The sequence below is a fragment of the Streptomyces sp. NPDC007945 genome, from assembly GCF_042958885.1.
Classification (GTDB): Bacteria; Actinomycetota; Actinomycetes; order Streptomycetales; family Streptomycetaceae; genus Streptomyces.
This window is the reverse complement of sequence record NZ_JBIBJV010000002.1, coordinates 333,337-349,849: the sequence shown is the minus strand read 5'-3', so window position 1 is coordinate 349,849 and position 16,513 is coordinate 333,337. Positions and strand designations below refer to the sequence as shown.

At 72.6% G+C, this 16,513-nt stretch carries 16 protein-coding genes; 5 read left to right on the top strand and 11 right to left on the bottom strand.

Translation table 11 applies throughout. The features are described 5' to 3' along the window. Positions 1 to 26 precede the first annotated feature (26 nt). The gene (locus ACFZCF_RS06840) at positions 27 to 350 is read left to right on the top strand and encodes an ATP/GTP-binding protein (RefSeq protein ID WP_388436258.1); all 324 of its coding nucleotides are present in this window, start codon (positions 27 to 29) and stop codon (positions 348 to 350) included. A 16-nt stretch (positions 351 to 366) separates the two neighbouring features. Here the strand turns inward: ACFZCF_RS06840 and ACFZCF_RS06835 are convergent, their stop codons facing one another. From ACFZCF_RS06835 to mce, 7 genes are all read right to left on the bottom strand, one after another. After that, positions 367 to 1,203: an ABC transporter permease gene (locus tag ACFZCF_RS06835; RefSeq protein WP_391285120.1), complete on the bottom strand. Its 837-nt coding sequence runs from the start codon at positions 1,201 to 1,203 to the stop codon at positions 367 to 369. After that, a complete protein-coding gene (locus tag ACFZCF_RS06830; protein ID WP_391285118.1) occupies positions 1,200 to 2,399 on the bottom strand; it encodes an ATP-binding cassette domain-containing protein in 1,200 nt (399 codons plus the stop codon). Before ACFZCF_RS06830 ends, ACFZCF_RS06835 begins: the two co-directional genes overlap by 4 nt. Before the next feature lie 225 nt (positions 2,400 to 2,624). Next, positions 2,625 to 3,404, bottom strand: a complete 780-nt coding sequence (locus ACFZCF_RS06825; protein WP_388436250.1) for an ABC transporter permease — start codon at positions 3,402 to 3,404, stop codon at positions 2,625 to 2,627. Positions 3,405 to 3,406: 2 nt separating this feature from the next. Beyond that, entirely contained in the window at positions 3,407 to 4,420 is a 1,014-nt protein-coding gene (locus tag ACFZCF_RS06820) for an ATP-binding cassette domain-containing protein (protein ID WP_391285115.1), read from the bottom strand. A gap of 111 nt (positions 4,421 to 4,531) precedes the next feature. Then, complete coding sequence (locus ACFZCF_RS06815) at positions 4,532 to 5,467, bottom strand: cellulose-binding protein (protein WP_169086726.1); 936 nt, start codon at positions 5,465 to 5,467, stop codon at positions 4,532 to 4,534. Between the two features lie 114 nt (positions 5,468 to 5,581). Then, positions 5,582 to 9,994: a polarized growth protein Scy gene (gene scy, locus ACFZCF_RS06810; RefSeq protein WP_391285112.1), complete on the bottom strand. Its 4,413-nt coding sequence runs from the start codon at positions 9,992 to 9,994 to the stop codon at positions 5,582 to 5,584. 213 nt (positions 9,995 to 10,207) lie between these two features. Beyond that, positions 10,208 to 10,660, bottom strand: coding sequence for a methylmalonyl-CoA epimerase (mce, locus tag ACFZCF_RS06805; protein ID WP_319009550.1), 453 nt, complete (start codon positions 10,658 to 10,660; stop codon positions 10,208 to 10,210). A 137-nt stretch (positions 10,661 to 10,797) separates the two neighbouring features. Between mce and ACFZCF_RS06800 the strand changes: the two genes are divergently transcribed. Together ACFZCF_RS06800 and meaB are read left to right on the top strand one after the other, a co-directional pair. Next, entirely contained in the window at positions 10,798 to 12,000 is a 1,203-nt protein-coding gene (locus ACFZCF_RS06800; protein ID WP_388436239.1) for an acetyl-CoA C-acetyltransferase, read from the top strand. 24 nt (positions 12,001 to 12,024) lie between these two features. Then, the gene (gene meaB, locus ACFZCF_RS06795; protein ID WP_169086720.1) at positions 12,025 to 12,981 is read left to right on the top strand and encodes a methylmalonyl Co-A mutase-associated GTPase MeaB; all 957 of its coding nucleotides are present in this window, start codon (positions 12,025 to 12,027) and stop codon (positions 12,979 to 12,981) included. 63 nt (positions 12,982 to 13,044) lie between these two features. Here the strand turns inward: meaB and ACFZCF_RS06790 are convergent, their stop codons facing one another. From ACFZCF_RS06790 to ACFZCF_RS06775, 4 genes are all read right to left on the bottom strand, one after another. Next, the gene (locus tag ACFZCF_RS06790; protein ID WP_388436236.1) at positions 13,045 to 13,521 is read right to left on the bottom strand and encodes a MarR family winged helix-turn-helix transcriptional regulator; all 477 of its coding nucleotides are present in this window, start codon (positions 13,519 to 13,521) and stop codon (positions 13,045 to 13,047) included. Between the two features lie 124 nt (positions 13,522 to 13,645). Continuing rightward, on the bottom strand, positions 13,646 to 14,431 hold the full coding sequence (locus tag ACFZCF_RS06785; RefSeq protein ID WP_388436233.1) for an AIM24 family protein: 786 nt from the start codon (positions 14,429 to 14,431) through the stop codon (positions 13,646 to 13,648). Then, on the bottom strand, positions 14,428 to 15,078 hold the full coding sequence (locus ACFZCF_RS06780) for an AIM24 family protein (RefSeq protein WP_388436230.1): 651 nt from the start codon (positions 15,076 to 15,078) through the stop codon (positions 14,428 to 14,430). Before ACFZCF_RS06780 ends, ACFZCF_RS06785 begins: the two co-directional genes overlap by 4 nt. After that, positions 15,078 to 15,716 (bottom strand): AIM24 family protein, encoded by a 639-nt coding sequence (locus ACFZCF_RS06775; protein WP_388436228.1) that lies wholly within the window; start codon positions 15,714 to 15,716, stop codon positions 15,078 to 15,080. Before ACFZCF_RS06775 ends, ACFZCF_RS06780 begins: the two co-directional genes overlap by 1 nt. Positions 15,717 to 15,850: 134 nt before the next feature. On the opposite strand from ACFZCF_RS06775, the gene ACFZCF_RS06770 reads away from it, so the two are divergent. Continuing rightward, entirely contained in the window at positions 15,851 to 16,204 is a 354-nt protein-coding gene (locus ACFZCF_RS06770; RefSeq protein ID WP_391285107.1) for a DUF3817 domain-containing protein, read from the top strand. Further along, on the top strand, positions 16,201 to 16,494 hold the full coding sequence (locus ACFZCF_RS06765; protein WP_388436222.1) for an MTH1187 family thiamine-binding protein: 294 nt from the start codon (positions 16,201 to 16,203) through the stop codon (positions 16,492 to 16,494). Before ACFZCF_RS06770 ends, ACFZCF_RS06765 begins: the two co-directional genes overlap by 4 nt. The last annotated feature ends 19 nt before the right edge of the window (positions 16,495 to 16,513 follow it).

Sequence of the window (16,513 nt, the reverse complement as noted above, 5' to 3'; positions counted from 1 at the left end):
GTGTTCCCGACTTCGTGAGGTGTGCTGTGTCCCCGCGTCACAACCGCTCCCGCCGAGGCGCCGGCGCGGCGCAGGACGACCGCGACGACCGGTACGGCGGCTCGCAGCGCACCGAGAGCTGGCAGGGCGAGGAGTGGTACGTCCGCCTGGTCGCCGGCGCCAGCTCCCCGGGCAAGCGCTACCGCTGCCCCGGCTGCGACCAGGAGATCCCGGGCGGCGCCCCGCACGTCGTCGCCTGGCCCGAGTACGGCGGCGTCGACGACCGCCGCCACTGGCACAAGGCCTGCTGGAGCGCGAAGGACCGCCGCACCACCCGGGTGCAGCGGTCCCGCAACGCGCCGAGGTACTGAGGGGCGGACCGCCCGCTCAGACGTCCCGCTTGTTCAGCAGCGCGAACGCGCCGCCCAGTACCACGGCGGTGGCCCCGGCCAGGATCAGCAGCGTCTCCCAGCCCGCCGGGCCGCTGTCGCCGAACGGCGGCCGCGCGCTGTACAGCGCGATCAGCTGCGAGGGCACCGAGTAGGTGAAGAGCGCCTCCTGGAGCCCCTTCAGCGCCGGCGAGAACATGAAGAGCGCCGCCACCAGCGGCAGCAGCAGCACGCCGATCATCACCGTGATCGCGCCGGCCGAGTGCCGCACCAGCGCCCCCACCGCCATCGACAGCAGACCGAGCAGCGCCATGAACCCGGCCGCGCCGACCGTGGCCCGCGCCCACTCGGCGCCCGTCGGCTCCGCCGCGTCCACCATCGCCACCTGCGCCGTCGCCACCCCGAAGGCCACCACCAGGGTCACCGTGAAGACCAACAGGAAGAAGACGATCGCCTTCGCCGTGAGCACCCGGGACCGGCTCGGGCACGCCGTCAGCGTCGTCCGGATCATGCCCGTGCCGTACTCGGAGGAGATGGTGAGCACGCCCAGCGTGATCACACAGATCGACGCGGGCAGCATCCCGAAGAAGCCCAGCGGCAGCGCCGACTCCTCGCCCATGTTCCCGCCCTCGGAGGCGGCGACCGCGGCCACGCCCAGACCGATCACCAGCATCAGCACGACCATCGTGCCCAGCGTCCACACCGTCGACCGCACCGAGCGGATCTTCGTCCACTCCGAGGCGAGCGCGTCCCCGAGGTGCGCCCGGCGGACCGGGATGGGGGAGACGTAGCCGTACGGCGGGGCGGGCGTCGGGGTCGGCGCGGGGGCGGTCATCGGGCGTCCTCGGTGGTGTCGCTCGGCTTCTTCTGGAGGCCGCTCGGCAGCGGCGCGGCGGCCTGCGGCGCGGGCGGCACCGGGGCGGCCGGAGCCGCCGGGGCCGCGGGAGCGGCGGGAGCCGCGGGGGGCTGCGGGGCCGCGTAGGGGTTCTGTCCGGGCGGCGGCGGGGCGTACCAGCCCTGCTGCGGCACGTCCTCCGGGACCGACGGGCCCTGCGGCACCCCGTACCCCGGCCGGCCGGGCTGCGGTGGCGCCTGGAGGTGGGCCAGCCTGTCGTCGGTCGAGCGGTAGTCCACCGCGCCCTGGGTGAGGCGCATGTACGCCTCCTCCAGCGAGGCCTGGTGCGGGGACAGCTCCCAGAGCCGTACGTCCGCCCCGTGCGCCAGGTCGCTGATCCTCGGCAGCGGCAGACCGGTGACCCGCAGCGCCCCGTCCGGCTCGGACAGCACCTGGCCGCCGGCCTCGACGAGCACCCCCGACAGCTTGTCCCGCAGCGCGGGCTCGCCCTCCGGGACGCGGACCCGGGCGAAGTCCGCCGAGTTCGCCGAGATGAACTGCTTCACCGGCATGTCCGAGAGCAGCTGCCCCCGGCCGATCACGATCAGGTGGTCCGCCGTGAGCGCCATCTCGCTCATCAGGTGGCTGGAGACGAAGACCGTGCGGCCCTCCGAGGCCAGCTTCTTCATGAGGTTCCGCACCCAGAGGATGCCCTCCGGGTCGAGGCCGTTGACCGGCTCGTCGAAGAGCAGCACCTGCGGGTCGCCGAGCAGCGCCGCCGCGATGCCGAGCCGCTGCCCCATGCCGAGCGAGAAGCCCTTGGAGCGCCGCTTCGCCACGTCCTGGAGGCCCACCACGCCGAGCACCTCGTCCACCCGGCGGGCCGGGATCCCGGCCAGCTGGGCCAGCGACAGGAGGTGGTTGCGGGCGCTGCGGCCGCCGTGCACGGCCTTGGCGTCGAGGAGGGCGCCGACCTGGCGGGGCGCGTTCGGCAGCCGCCGGAAGGGGTGGCCGCCGATCGTCACGTGTCCGGACGTGGGGGTGTCCAGGCCGAGGATCATGCGCATGGTGGTCGACTTGCCGGAGCCGTTCGGGCCCAGGAAGCCGGTGACGACACCCGGCCTCACCTGGAAGGAAAGGTTGTACACGGCCGTCTTCGCGCCGTAGCGCTTGGTCAGGCCGACTGCCTCGATCATTCTCCAGCCCCATCGACGGCTCGGTGGTGTGCGATCGGGGGGCGCGCCGGCGCGTGCGGCCGCGAGGCCCCCGTACGAGTCAGGAGCTTATCCAGCCGTTGACGGTTCCCGCGCCCGTGATTCGAGACCGAAGCGAAACCTCAGGGAGAAATCCGGGACGCCCCCAGGAGCCCGGTGAGGGTCCCCGGGGGCGTCCCGGACGGGCGCCTTGGGGGGCGTGCGCCGTCAGGCGTCCCGCCGCTTCAGCACCAGATAGCCGCCGAGCAGCGAGGCCGCCACCCAGACCAGCATGATCCCGAGCCCGCCCCACGGCCCGTACGGCGCCTTCTCCGAGCCCAGCGCGTCCGGCACCACCTGCATGATCTTGGAGCCGGCCTGGTCGGGGAAGAACTTCGCGACCTCCTTCGCCTTCGGCACCGCCGACAGGATCTGGGAGATCAGGAAGAAGAACGGCACCAGGATGCCGAGCGACAGCATCGAGGAGCGGAGCATCGCCGCCACGCCCATCGAGAAGACCGCGATCAGCCCCATGTAGATCCCGCCGCCGACCACCGCCCGCAGCACGTTGTCCGCGCCGATCGTCGTCCGGTGCTCGCCGAGCAGCGCCTGCCCGAGGAAGAACGACAGGAAGCTCGTGACCAGGCCGACCGCCAGGGCGAGCACCCCGGCCACCGCGATCTTGGAGAAGAGGAAGGCGGCCCGCTGGGGGACGGCCGCGAGCGAGGTGCGGATCATGCCCGAGGAGTACTCGGTCCCCACCACCAGCACCCCGAAGACCACCATCGCCAGCTGACCGAGGACCATCCCGGAGAAGCTGACGAAGGTCGGGTCGAAGGTGGCCCGCTCCAGCTCGGACAGCTCGTCGAAGGTGGAGTTGAGGACCGCGGAGAGCGCCGCGCTCATCGCCACCGTGACGATCAGCGCGGACGCCAGCGTCCAGATCGTCGACGAGACCGTCCGGATCTTGGTCCACTCGGACCGGAGGACCGCGGGTACCGACGCCATCCTCAGACCCCCTCACCGTTCCGGCCGGCTTCCGCGTCCTGTGCGGGACCCCAGCCGGAGTTCGCGCCCCAGGCGGGGCCGGGCACGGCCGGCCCGCCGCCGTGCACGTCGGTGCCGTGCGCGTGGTACTCCACCGCGCCCGCCGTCATCTGCATGAACGCCTCCTCCAGGGACGCCCGCTGGGCGCTCAGCTCGTGCAGCGTCAGCTGGTGCGCGGCCGCCAGCTCGCCGAGCTTCTCCGTCGACGCCCCGTCGATCTCCAGGGTGCCGTTTCCGGCCTCGATCACCGTGAATCCCGCGCCGTGGAGCACATCCCGCAGCCGTTCCTGCTGCGGAGAGCGCAGCCGCACGAAACTCCGCGAATTCTGCAGGATGAAATCCGCCATCGACGTGTCGGCCAGCAGCTTTCCCTGTCCGATCACGATCAGATGATCCGCCGTCAGCGCCATTTCACTCATCAGATGACTGGAGACGAAGATCGTTCTTCCTTCGGCCGCCAGAGACTTCATCAGATTGCGGATCCAGTGAATTCCCTCGGGGTCCAGACCATTGACGGGTTCGTCGAACATCAGGATCTCGGGATCCCCGAGCAGCGCCGAGGCGATACCGAGCCGCTGGCCCATGCCGAGCGAGAAGCCCTTCGACTTCTTCCGCGCCACCGCCGTCAGCCCCACCAGGTCGATGACCTCGCCGACCCGCCGCTCGGGGATCCGGTTCGACTGCGCCAGGCACAGCAGGTTGTTGTACGCGGAGCGGCCGCCGTGCATCGCCTTGGCGTCGAGCAGCGCCCCGATGTACTTCAGCGGCTCGTCCAGCTCCCGGTAGTGCCGGCCGTCGATCCGCACCGTCCCGCTCGTCGGGTTGTCCAGATCGAGCATCATCCGCATCGTCGTCGACTTGCCCGCCCCGTTGGGCCCCAGGAAGCCGGTGATCATGCCCGGCCGGACCTGGAAGGAGAGATGATCGACCGCCGTCTTCGTCCCGTACCGCTTCGTCAGCCCCTCAAGCTCGATCATGCGTACCAAGCTAAGGGCGCGCGAAACCCCCCGCCACCGGAGTGACGGGGGGCTTTCACGGGGTCTCGGCGACGGGCCCGCGGGCCCGCCCGGTCGTGCCGGGCGCCGGTCCTAGCGGGTCTGCTGGGCCGGGACGCCCGCGGAGCGGTCCTCGTCCAGCGGGGAGCCGGCGGCGGCCACCGCGGCACCGGTCAGCGTCGCCAGCATCTCGCGGACGTTGGTCAGCTGCGCGTTGATGGAGTCGCGGCGGTTGGTGAGCGCCGCCAGCTCGCGCTCCGATTCCGAACGGATCCGGTCGGCCTTGGCGTTCGCGTCGGCCACGATGTCCTCGGCCTGGCGCTGCGCGGTCTCCACCGTCTGGCGGGCCCGGCGCTCGGCGTCCGTGCGGAGCTTCTCGGCCTCCAGGCGGAGCTGCTCGGCGCGGTGCTCGATCTCGGCCAGGCGCTTCTCGGCCTTGGCCTGACGGGAGGCCAGGTCGCGCTCGGACTGCTCGCGGCGCTTCGCCAGGTTGGTCTCGAAGTCCGCGGCGGCCTGGGCGGCCTTCGCGCGGGTCTCCTCGAAGAGGGCGTCCGCCTCCTCGCGCTTCGACTGCGCGTCCTTCTGCGCCTCGGCCCGCAGCGAGTTCGCCTCGCCCTGCGCCTTCTCGACGATCCGGACGCCCTCGTCCTCCGCCTTCGCCTTGCGCTCGGCGGCGAAGGACTCCGCGTCGTTGCGCACCTGCTGGGCGGCCGACTCGGCCAGCTCGCGGTGCTGCTCGGCGGCGCGACGGGCCTCCTCGCGCAGGTCCTTCGCCTCCTCCTCGGCGAGACGGAGGATCTTCTCGACACGCGCGCCGAGACCGGCGTACGACGGCTCCGCGTCACTCACCTGCGCCTGGGCGTTCTGCGTTTCGAGGTGGAGCTCCTCGATGCGCTTCTCCAGGGAGGTGATCCGGGCCAGAGCACTGTCACGGTCGGCGACCAGCTTGGTAATGCGGTCGTCCACCTGACCGCGGTCGTAACCACGCCGCACGAGCTCGAAGCCGAAGGGGGAGGATGTGTCGCTCATGGGGTTCCTGTCGAATGAGACCGGTGAGGTGTTAGAGGGAATCCTAGGGGCCGAAGCGGCGTGTCATCGAGCGTATGCCCGTTTGATCTGGAGAATGTCCAGCCTTTTGAGTGGCTAGCCGTCCTGGGACTTGCCACCCGAACGAGTGGAACCCGAGGAAGCGCCCGCCTTGAGTCCGTCCTTCGTGCCCGCCGACGGAGTCTCGAAAGACTCCAACGCCTCCAGAACGTCCTGGACACGGGAGATCTCGGCATTGATGTCGGTACGACGCCGGGTCAGGACCTCCAGCTCGCGCCGGCCCTCCTGCACCAGCCGGTCCGCCTCGGCCTCCGCCTCCGCCTTGATCCGCTCGGCCTCCGCGATCAGCGAACTCTTCTTCTGCTCGGCCTCCTTCAGCAGGGCGTCCGCCTTCCGCACGGCCGCGATCCGGACCTTGCTCGCCTCCGAACTCGCCTCCGAGACCAGCTCCTTGGCCTTCTCCTCCGCCTCGGCCCGCTGCTCCTCCGCGGCCTTCACCAGCTTGTCGACCCGCTCGCCGGCCGTCTTCATCTGCTCGGCCGACTCGCGCCGGGCCCGCTCGTGCAGCTCCTCGATCTCGCCCTCGACGCGGCTCCGCAGCTCCTCGGCCCGCTCCCTTATGGCGGTGGCGTCCTTCCGTGCCCCGACGAGGAGTTCGTCGGCGTCGGTCCGCGCCTTCTCCACCAGGGCGTTGCCCTCCACGGTCGCCTCGGCGACGATCCGGTCGGCCTCCTTGCGGGCGGCACCGACCATCGTGTCGGCCTGGGCCTCGGCCTCGGCGGTGGCGCGCAGCGCCTCCTCCCGGGCCTTGGCGATGAGCTGGTCGGCCTGCTCGGCCGCGTCGGCGCGCTTCTTCGCGCCGGCCTCGCGGGCCTCGTCCAGGGTCCGGTCGGCCTCCGCGCGGGCCTCCGAGCGCATCTGCTCGGCGGCCGCCTCGGCGTCCTCCTTGACCCGGGCCGACTCCGTGCGGATGCGCTCGGCGTCCTGACGGGCCGCTTCCAGCGCCTCGGCGCCCTCGGTCCGCAGGCGCTCGGCCTCACCGGCCGCGTCCGCCAGGGTCCGCTCGGCCTCGGCCCGGGCGTCGGCGGTCAGCGAGTCGGCCAGCTCGCCGGCCTCCTCCGTGATCCGGCCCGCCTCCGCGGTCGCCTCGCCGACCAGTGCGTCGGCCTGCTCGGCCGCGTCCTGCCGGCGCTTGTCGGCGGCCTGCCGGGCCTCGTCCAGGATCTGCTCGGCGTCGGCCAGGGCGGCCGTCCGCAGCGCCTGGGCGTGTGCCTCGCCGTCCGTCTTGACCTGCTCGGCCTCGCTCCGCAGCCGTGCCGCGTCCCGCTCGGTGGTCTCCCGCAGCTCGGCCGACTCCGCCGCGATCCGCGCGGCCTCGGCGGTGGCTTCGCCGATGAGGGTGTCGGCCTGTTCGGCGGCGTCCTGGCGGCGCTTGTCGGCGGCCTGTCGGGCGTCGTCGAGGACGAGGGAGGCTTCGGCGGCGATCCGCTCGGCTTCGGCGGTGGCTTCGCCGATGAGGGTGTCGGCCTGTTCGGCGGCGTCCTGGCGGCGCTTGTCGGCGGCCTGTCGGGCGTCGTCGAGGACGAGGGAGGCTTCGGCGGCGATCCGCTCGGCTTCGGCGGTGGCTTCGCCGATGAGGGTGTCGGCCTGTTCGGCGGCGTCCTGGCGGCGCTTGTCCGCCGTCTGCCGGGCCTCGTCCAGGACCAGGGACGCCTCCGCCGTGAGGCGCTCGGCCTCGGCCGTCGCCTCGCCGACGACGCCCTCGGCCTTCTCGGCCGCCTCCGAACGGATCCGGTTGGCGTCGTCCCGGGCGTCGGCCCGGGTGCGGGCCGCGTCCTGCTCGGCCGAGGCCAGCGCGTCCGTCGCCTCCGTGCGCACCCGCTGGGCGTACTCGGCGGTGTCCGCGCGGAGCTTCTCCGCCTCCGCGATGGCGTCGCCGACGGTCCGCTCGGCCAGCGCCTTCGCCGCCTCGGACTCCTCCTGGGCGCGCGCCCGCGTGCGGGCCGCGTCCTCCGAGGCCCGCTCCCGCTCCTCGTGCGCGTCGGCGCGGACCCGGTCCGCCTCCTCCTGCGCCTCCGTACGGGTCCGCTCCGCCGCGTGCTCCGCGGCCGAGCGCAGCCCGGCGATCTCCTCCTCGGCCTGCTCGCGCAGCCCGGCGACCGAGTCGCGGACCTCCTGCGCGGCTCGCGAGGCGGCCCCGACCATCTCGGTCGCCCGCGCGTCCGCCTCCTCGACCAGGCGCTGCGCCTCGGCCTGCGCCTCCTCCACCCGCTTGCGGGCGGCGGCCAGGAGCTCCTCGGACTGCTCGCGGGCGAGCTCGCGCTCGCGGCCGGCCTCGGCACGGGCCGACTCCAGCGTCTCCTCGGCCTCCCGGCGGCGCCGGACGGCCTCCTCCTGCGCGGCGGCGAGCGCCTCGGCGGCCTCGGCGGCCACCCGCTCGGCCGCGGCCGCGGCCTCGGCCCGCATCCGGTCGGCGGTCTCCTGGGCCTCGGAGCGCAGCCGCTCCGCCTCGGACTCCGCCTCGGAGGTCAGCCGCTGTGCCGTCGCCTCGGCCTCGGCACGGGCCGCCGACGCGTCCGCTGCGGCCTCCGACCGCAGCCGCTCGGCCTCCTGCTCGGCCTGCTCGGAGAGCGTCCTGATCCGCTCGGCGCCCTCCGCGCGCAGCCGCTCGGTCTCCTCGGCGGCCTCGCGCCGGATCCGCTCGCCCTCGGCACGGGCATCGGTCAGTTCGCGCCCGGCCGCCGCCACCTTCGCCTCGGCGTCGGCGTGCAGCCGGGTCAGCTCCTCGGCGGCCTCGGCACGGCGCGCCTCGGCGGCCCGCTCGGCGTCCGCGCGCAGCTCGGCGGCGGCCTTCTCGGCGGCCGCCCGTACCGCCTCGGCCTGCTCCTCGGACTCGGCGCGCAGCCGCTCGGCCTCCGCGCGGGTCCGCTCCAGGGTCTCCTCGGCCTGGGTCCGGAGCGTCTGGGCGCGCTCCATCGCCTCCGACCGGACCTTCTCGCTCTCGGCGCCCGCGCTGGAGCGCAGCTCGTCGGCGTCGGCCTTCGCCCTGGACAGCAGCTCCTCGGCGGTCTTCGCCGCCTCCTCGATCTGCTGGACGGCCTCGCGGCGGGCCTCGCCGCGGATCCGCTCGCCCTCGGCGACGGCCTCGGCGCGCAGCTGCTCGGCCTCGCCGCGCAGCCGGCGGGCCTCCTCCTGGAGCTCGACCGTCTTGGCCCGGTACTCCTTGGTGTCGTCCTTGGCCGAGCCGAGCAGTTCGTCGGCCTGCTCCTCGGCGCGGGAGCGCAGCCGGTCGGCCTCGGTCTCGGCCTCGCGGCGGATCCGCTCGGCCTCCTCGGAGGCCCTGCGGGTGGTCTCGGCGGCTTCCTCGGAGGCCTTGCTGAGGATCTCCTCGGCACCCCGGGCGGCCTTGGCGAGCGCGGCGGCGGAGTCCTCGGCGGCGCTGGCGCGGGCCTTCTCGGTGGCCTCGGCGAAGACCTTCTCGGTGTGGGCGGTGGCCTCGCGGAGCTTCTCCTCGGCCTCGGCCTTGAGCTGCTCGGCCTTCTCGGTGGCCTCGCCGACGAGGCGGGCGATCTCCGACTTGGCGGTACGGGTGCGCTGCTCGTTGACGGAGTCGGCGGAGGCCAGCGTCCTGGCGGCGGACTCCTTGGCCTCGGCGAGGGCCTTGTCGGCCTCGGCGCGGGCCTGCCGCAGCCGCTCCTCGGCCTCCTGCATCCGCTGCTCGGCGGCGCGGGTCAGCTCGGCGGCCTGGCGGCGGGCCTGGTCGGTCTCGGCGACGGCGGCGGTCCGCAGCTGCTCGGCGTGACCGGTGGCCTCCTGGGCCTGGGTGGAGGCGGCCGTCATCAGCCGCTCGGCGTCCTTGCGGGCGCGCAGCAGAATCGCTTCGGCCTCGGCGCGGGCGGCTTCGGCCTCGGCGCCGACGCGGCGGCCGGTCTCCTCGGTCAGCCGGGTGGCCTCGGCGCGGGCGGCGGCGATCGACTGCTCGGCCTCGGCGCGGGCCTCGTCCATGAGCCGGCGGGCCTGGGCCTCGGTGCGGGCCCGCAGTTGTTCGGCCCAGGCCACGTTCTCGTTGACGTGGGCCTCGACGGTCTGTCGGCGCTCGTTCAGCTCCTGGTCGAGCTGCTGACGGCGCTGCACGGCCTCGTTGTGGAGCTCGGCCTGGAGCCGGGCCTGGTGCTCGGCGTGCTCCTGGAGGATCCGCTGGGTCTGCGCCCGGGCCTCGCGCAGCTCGCGCTCGGCGTCCTGGCGGAGTTGCTCGGCCTGTACCTGCGCGTTGCGCAGCAACTGCTCGGCCTGGTAACCGATGTCCGCGCTGTCGTAGGCGGGGCGGGACGCGATGGTGCGCCGCGCCTCGTGGAGCTTCGCACGCAGGACCTCGACCTGGTACCCCAGGTCCTCGGCGTGCTGGACCGCCTTCTCCCGCTCCTTCTTCAGCCGGTCCATCTCGGCTTCGAACCGCGAGAGATGGTCGTCCTCGGCTCGCTGGCTCTCCTGCCGTTCGTAGCCCCGCACCGCGCGGTCCATCCTTCCCCGAGCTTGCGAGCGGGGGAGACCCCAACCCCTGGTCGCGACGTTCCGACGAGCACCGTTCACCGGACAGAACGGCCCCCCGGGGAATCGTGGCAGATCGGACGACCCCGACATCCCGACTACGGCGCCGCGCGAAGCGGCCCCGACCGGCCCCGGCCCGGAGCCGCCCACTCTACCGGGCCGGGAATACGGAGGTCAGTGCTCCGCTGAGGAGTGGTCAGCGGAAGCGGGCGCGGAGGTGACGAGTTCGGTGAGGACGCCGTGGCAGTCCTTGGGGTGGAGGAAGGTGATCCGGGAGCCCATGGAGCCGGTCCGGGGCTCGTCGTAGAGGACCCGGACGCCCTTGCCGCGGATGGCCTCGGCGTCCCCGTCGACGTCCGCGGTGCCGAAGGCGATGTGGTGAACGCCCTCGCCGTTCTTGGCCAGCCACTTGCCGACCGCGGAGTCCTCGCGGGTGGGTTCCAGGAGCTGGAGGTAGGAGGCGCCGCCGTCGTCCGTGGCGTTGATCCGCAGCATGGCCTCGCGGACGCCCTGCTCCTCGTTGACCTCCGAGTGGTAGACCTCGAAGCCGTACGTGGCACGGTAGAACTCGACGGTCCTGTCCAGGTCGAAGCAGGCGATCCCGATGTGGTCGATACGCGTCAGCATGGCTCCAGTGCACCCCGCCGGGGGTGGTTACGCAACGTGCGCGCCGTCACACCGGCAGGCCGGTGACCGGGCGCCGCACCGCTCAGTACATTGGCGGTAAACCCTCGTTCACTCCTCATCCCAAGGGGCCGTGCCTCATGTCTGGAACGACCGGTACCACCTCAGTGATCGTCGCGGGCGCCCGCACGCCCATGGGTCGACTGCTCGGCTCGCTCAAGTCCTTCTCCGGCGCCGACCTCGGCGGCTTCGCCATCAAGGCCGCCCTGGACCGGGCCGGCATCGGCGGCGACCAGGTGCAGTACGTGATCATGGGACAGGTGCTCCAGGCGGGCGCCGGGCAGATCCCCGCCCGCCAGGCCGCCGTCAAGGCCGGCATCCCGATGAACGTCCCCGCGCTCACCATCAACAAGGTGTGTCTGTCGGGCCTGGACGCCATCGCGCTCGCCGACCAGCTGATCCGCGCCGGCGAGTTCGACATCGTCGTCGCCGGCGGCCAGGAGTCCATGACCAACGCCCCGCACCTGCTGCCGAAGTCCCGCGAGGGCTACAAGTACGGCGCGATCGAGATGCTCGACGCGATGGCGTACGACGGCCTCACGGACGCCTTCGAGAACATCGCCATGGGCGAGTCCACCGAGAAGCACAACACCCGCCTCGGCATCGACCGCGCCTCCCAGGACGAGATCGCCGCGCTGTCGCACCAGCGTGCCGCCGCCGCGCAGAAGAACGGCGTCTTCGAGGCCGAGATCACCCCGATCGAGATCCCGCAGCGCAAGGGCGAGCCGGTGGTCTTCGCGAAGGACGAGGGCGTCCGCGCCGAGACGACCGTCGAGTCCCTCGGCAAGCTCCGCCCCGCCTTCACCAAGGACGGCACCATCACCGCCGGCACCTCCTCGCAGATCTCCGACGGCGCCGCCGCCGTGGTCGTGATGAGCAAGGCCAAGGCGGAGGAGCTGGGCCTGGAGTGGATCGCCGAGATCGGCGCCCACGGCAACGTGGCCGGCCCGGACAACTCGCTCCAGTCGCAGCCGTCCAACGCCATCCGGCACGCGCTGAAGAAGGACGGCCTGACCGTCGACGACCTCGACCTGATCGAGATCAACGAGGCCTTCGCCGCCGTCGCCGTACAGTCCATGAAGGACCTCGGCGTGTCCCCGGAAAAGGTGAACGTCAACGGCGGCGCCATCGCGCTCGGCCACCCGATCGGCATGTCCGGCGCCCGTGTGGTGCTCCACCTCGCGCTGGAGCTCAAGCGGCGCGGCGGCGGCATCGGCGCGGCCGCGCTCTGCGGCGGCGGCGGCCAGGGCGACGCGCTGATCATCCGCGTGGCCGGCAAGTAAGCACTTCCGACAGGAGAAGGCAGCATGGTGGACGTCCCCGCACTGGTCGCCCAGGCACGGGAGGGCAGGCCGCGGGCCGTGGCCCGGCTGATCTCGCTCGTGGAGGGGGCGTCCCCGCAGCTGCGCGAGGTGATGGCGGCGCTGGCCCCGCTCACCGGCAACGCGTACGTGGTCGGCCTGACCGGCTCGCCCGGCGTCGGCAAGTCCACGTCGACCTCGGCGCTGGTGACCGCGTACCGCCGGGCCGGCAAGCGGGTCGGCGTCCTCGCCGTCGACCCGTCCTCGCCGTTCAGCGGCGGCGCGCTGCTCGGCGACCGGGTCCGGATGTCGGAGCACGCCTCCGACCCGGGCGTCTACATCCGCTCCATGGCCACCCGCGGCCACCTGGGCGGTCTCGCCTGGGCCGCTCCGCAGGCCATCCGGGTCCTCGACGCGGCCGGCTGCGAGGTGATCCTGGTGGAGACCGTCGGCGTGGGCCAGTCCGAGGTGGAGATCGCCGGGCAGGCGGACACCTCGATGGTGCTGCTCGCGCCGGGCATGGGCGACGGCATCCAGGCCGCGAAGGCGGGCATCCTGGAGATCGGCGACGTGTACGTGGTCAACAAGGCCGACCGGGACGGCGCCGACGCCACCGCCCGCGAGCTCAACCACATGCTGGGCCTCGGCGAGGCCCGCGGCCCCGGTGACTGGCGGCCGCCGATCGTGAAGACGGTCGCGGCGCGCGGCGAGGGCGTGGACGAGGTCGTGGAGGCCCTGGAGAAGCACCGGGCCTGGATGGAGGAGCACGGGGTCCTGGCGGAGCGCCGCAAGGCCCGGGCGGCCCGCGAGGTGGAGACCATCACCATCACGGCGCTGCGCGAGCGGATCGGTGACCTGCACGGGGACCGGCGGCTCGACGCGCTGGCCGAGCGGATCGCGACGGGCGCGCTCGACCCGTACGCGGCCTCCGACGAGCTCCTGGCGAGCCTTACCGGCAACTGAGCCCCGGATGACGCAAAAGGGCCTCCCCGCCCCGGGGAGGCCCTTTTCCGTGGATCTGTCAGGTCACGGCTTGCCGCGCTTGCCGCGCAGCCGCTCGGCGATCGGCTTGAGCGACTCGTGGAGGCCGCCGAGCGCCTCGGGGGAGAGCCGGTCGATGAAGTGGTCGCGGACCGACTCCACGTGGTGCGGGGCGACCTTGCGCATGGTCTCCATGCCCTCGTCGGTGAGGACCGCGTACAGTCCGCGGCGGTCGGACTCGCAGTTCTCCCGCTGGACCAGACCGGCGTTCTCCATCCGGGTGATCTGGTGGGAGAGGCGGCTCTTGGACTGGAGGGTGGCGGCGGCGAGGTCGCTCATGCGGAGCCGGCGCTCCGCGGACTCGGAGAGATTGACGAGGATCTCGTAGTCGTTCATCGTCAGGCCGAAGGGCTGGAGATCGCGCTCCAGCTGGTGCGTCAGCATTCGCTGGACGTCGAGGAAGGTGCGCCACGCGCACTGCTCGGCGTCGGTGAGCCAGGGGGTGGCCGTCTCGGTGTCCATAGAGTGGATTCTACCTAAGAAGTTGAATACTTGACGAAATCTGCGGGGTGACGCGCGGCACCCGCGGTACCGGCCGCGGTCCCCGCGCGGCCGTTCGAAGGCGTCACGCTCCGCAGACTACCGCTCACAGCCCGAAGCGCCGCTGCAGGTCCCCGAGCTGGCCGGGAAGACGCGGTACCGCTCCCTGCGCCGCCTGGCCGGAACCGTGCGCCCCGTGCCCGCCCGGCACCCCCGGCTGGGCCGGCGGCGCACCGGTCGCCCGCTCCGCCATCAGCAGCTCCGTCGACTGGAGCAGCACCGTGCCCGCGCCGACGAACTCGAACTGGTGCTCCTCGCCCGAGGAGCCCCCGATGCCGGTCAGGGCCCGTACGCCGCCCATCACGCCCGTCAGGTAGCCGTGGTCGTAATGGTGACAGGGGGACGGGCAGTCCGCCCAGCCGACCAGCGCCTGCGGGTCCACCCGCAGCGGCGGCTCCATGAAGACCACCGGACCGTTCGACGCGGCCACGAACTTCCCGGTTCCGATCAGCGTCACGAAGCCCGGCACGATCGACTGCTTCAGCGCCAGCGTCGGCTGGTAGGCCAGCAGGTTCCCGGAGCGGATCGTCAGGTTGCCCTCGTCCAGGTCGTACGAGTTCACGTCGAAGGCCCGGTCCGCGAGCAGCATCTTCCCGGAGCCCTCGGCCACCACCCAGTCGCTCGCGTGCAGCGGCGAGTGGAAGGCGGTCCGCACCAGCCGGTCGAGCCGCCCGTGCCCGATCCCGTTGAACTCGATCCGCCCGTAATAGGCGATCATCTTCCCCTTCTGCAGGAACCACTGGGAGCCCTTGAGCTCCACGCAGAAGGTGTACGCGTCGACGTTGTCGTCCGACGGCAGGGTGTGCGGATCGTGGATGACAGGGGTGCTCACAGCTTCTCCTCCGACGCCTGGACGTACACCGCACCGCTGCCGCTCAGCTCCAGCTGGAAGGCCTCGCCCGAGCCGCGGCCCACCATGTCGCGCCAGCCCAGCGCGGTCGAGAGCTTGTTGCGCACGTCGCCGTGGTGGGCGACGTACGCCTGCGGGTCGACGTGCACCGGGCGGCCCGGGGTGATCGGCAGCTCGACGACCCCGCCGTGCGCCATGACCGCCACCGCGCCGTGGCCCTTCAGGGTGGTGGTGAAGAGGCCCTGGCCGGTGACCTGGCCGCGGACCAGGCCCATGACCCCGCCCTGCGAGCCCATGAACATGGTGCCCTGCTCCAGGGTGCCGTCGAAGGCCAGCAGCCGGTCCGCCTCCACGTAGAGGGTGTCGCCGGTCAGCGTGATCACCTGGATGTGGTGGCCGCCGTGCCCGAACATCACCGTGCCGCTGCCCTCCACGGTCATCAGCGGCGTCGCCTCGCCGGCCACCCGGCGGCCGATCATCGACATCAGACCGCCCTGCCCGCCCGCCGTGTTCGGCGTGAACGTGACGTCCCCGCGGTAGGCGAGCATGGCGCCGCGCTGGCTGAAGAGGCGCTGCCCGGGGACGACGGCCGCCTCGACCATCTTCGAGTTGATCTCGCGGAAGGGCATCAGACGTCGCCTCCGATCGTGTTCCGCTCGCTGGGCTGGACGTACACCAGGCCGTCGCCCTCGAAGCGGATCTGGAAGGCCTCGCCGCCGCCCTCGCCCAGCAGCGTGCGGAAGGTCACACCCGATTGGAAGTGCTGCTGGAGGTCGCCCTGGTGGGCGACGTACGCGCCCGGGTCGACCGACAGCGGGTACTGCGGGGTCACCCGGAGCACCACCGCGGGGCCGTCGGACATGATCGCCGCCTGGCCGGTGCCCTCCACCGTGGTGGTGAAGAGGCCGTTGCCGGTGGCGCCGCCGCGCATCCCCGTGAAGGTCGTGCCGGTGCGCAGCCCCGCGTCGGTGCAGAGCAGGTTGCTCGCCTCCACCCACAGCTTGTCGCCGTGCAGCCGCACGAGGTTGATCTCGGAGGCCCGGTCGGCGAACCAGCAGGTCCCCTGGCCCCTGACCTCCATCACCTCCATCTGCTCCCCCGTCAGCCGACGGGTGACCATGCCGCGCAGGCCCTCACCGCCGCCGCTCATCTTCTTGAACGCCATCTGCCCGTCGTAGGCGACCATCGAGCCGTTCTTCGCCTTGACGGCGTCGCCGGTCATCGTCACGGCGAGCACCTTGCTGCCTTGGAGTCGGAACGTAGCCACGGCCCGAAGGTAGCGGGGACCCGGATAAAGAGACAGCAAAGTCGCCGTGCACAATGGATCCGCCCACCCTTGTGCATCCGTTCACAAGATCGCGCCCGGCAGCTGTTCATCGGCTCGAACGAAGGTGACCCTCCGTGGACCTCAAGACCGCTTCCTCCCTCCACCGCCTCCGGCTCGTCTCCGCCCCCGAGGCCGTGTCGTTCCTGCTCCTGCTGGTCTGCTCGGTGCTCAAGCGGACCACGGACTTCAACGCGGTCCCGGTCATGGGCGCGGTCCACGGCCTGCTCTTCGTCCTCTACGTGCTCTTCTGGCTCGACGCCTGGAACCGCACCAGGTGGAGCCTCGGCACCGCCGCCGTCTACTTCCTCCTCTCCGTCGTGCCCTTCGGCGGCTTCTACGCCGACCGCCGGCTGAAGCGCGAGGCCGAGGCCGCCGTCATCGCCTCCCGCGCCCGCGCCGAGGCCGCCGAGGGCAAGGTGAACGCGTGATCGTCGCCTTCTCCGTCACCCCGCTCGGCGTCGGCGAGGAGGTCGGCGCCTACGTCGCCGACGCCGTCCGCGTCGTCCGGGAGTCCGGGCTCCCGAACCGCACCGACGCCATGTTCACGTCCATCGAGGGGGACTGGGACGAGGTCATGGACGTGGTGAAGCGGGCCGTCGCCGCCGTCGAGGCGCGCGCCCCGCGCGTCTCCGTCGTCCTCAAGGCCGACATCCGGCCCGGCGTCACCGACGGCCTCACCGCCAAGGTCGAGACGGTCGAGCGCCACCTCGGCGGCTGAGCCGCCCGCCCCCCCCGAG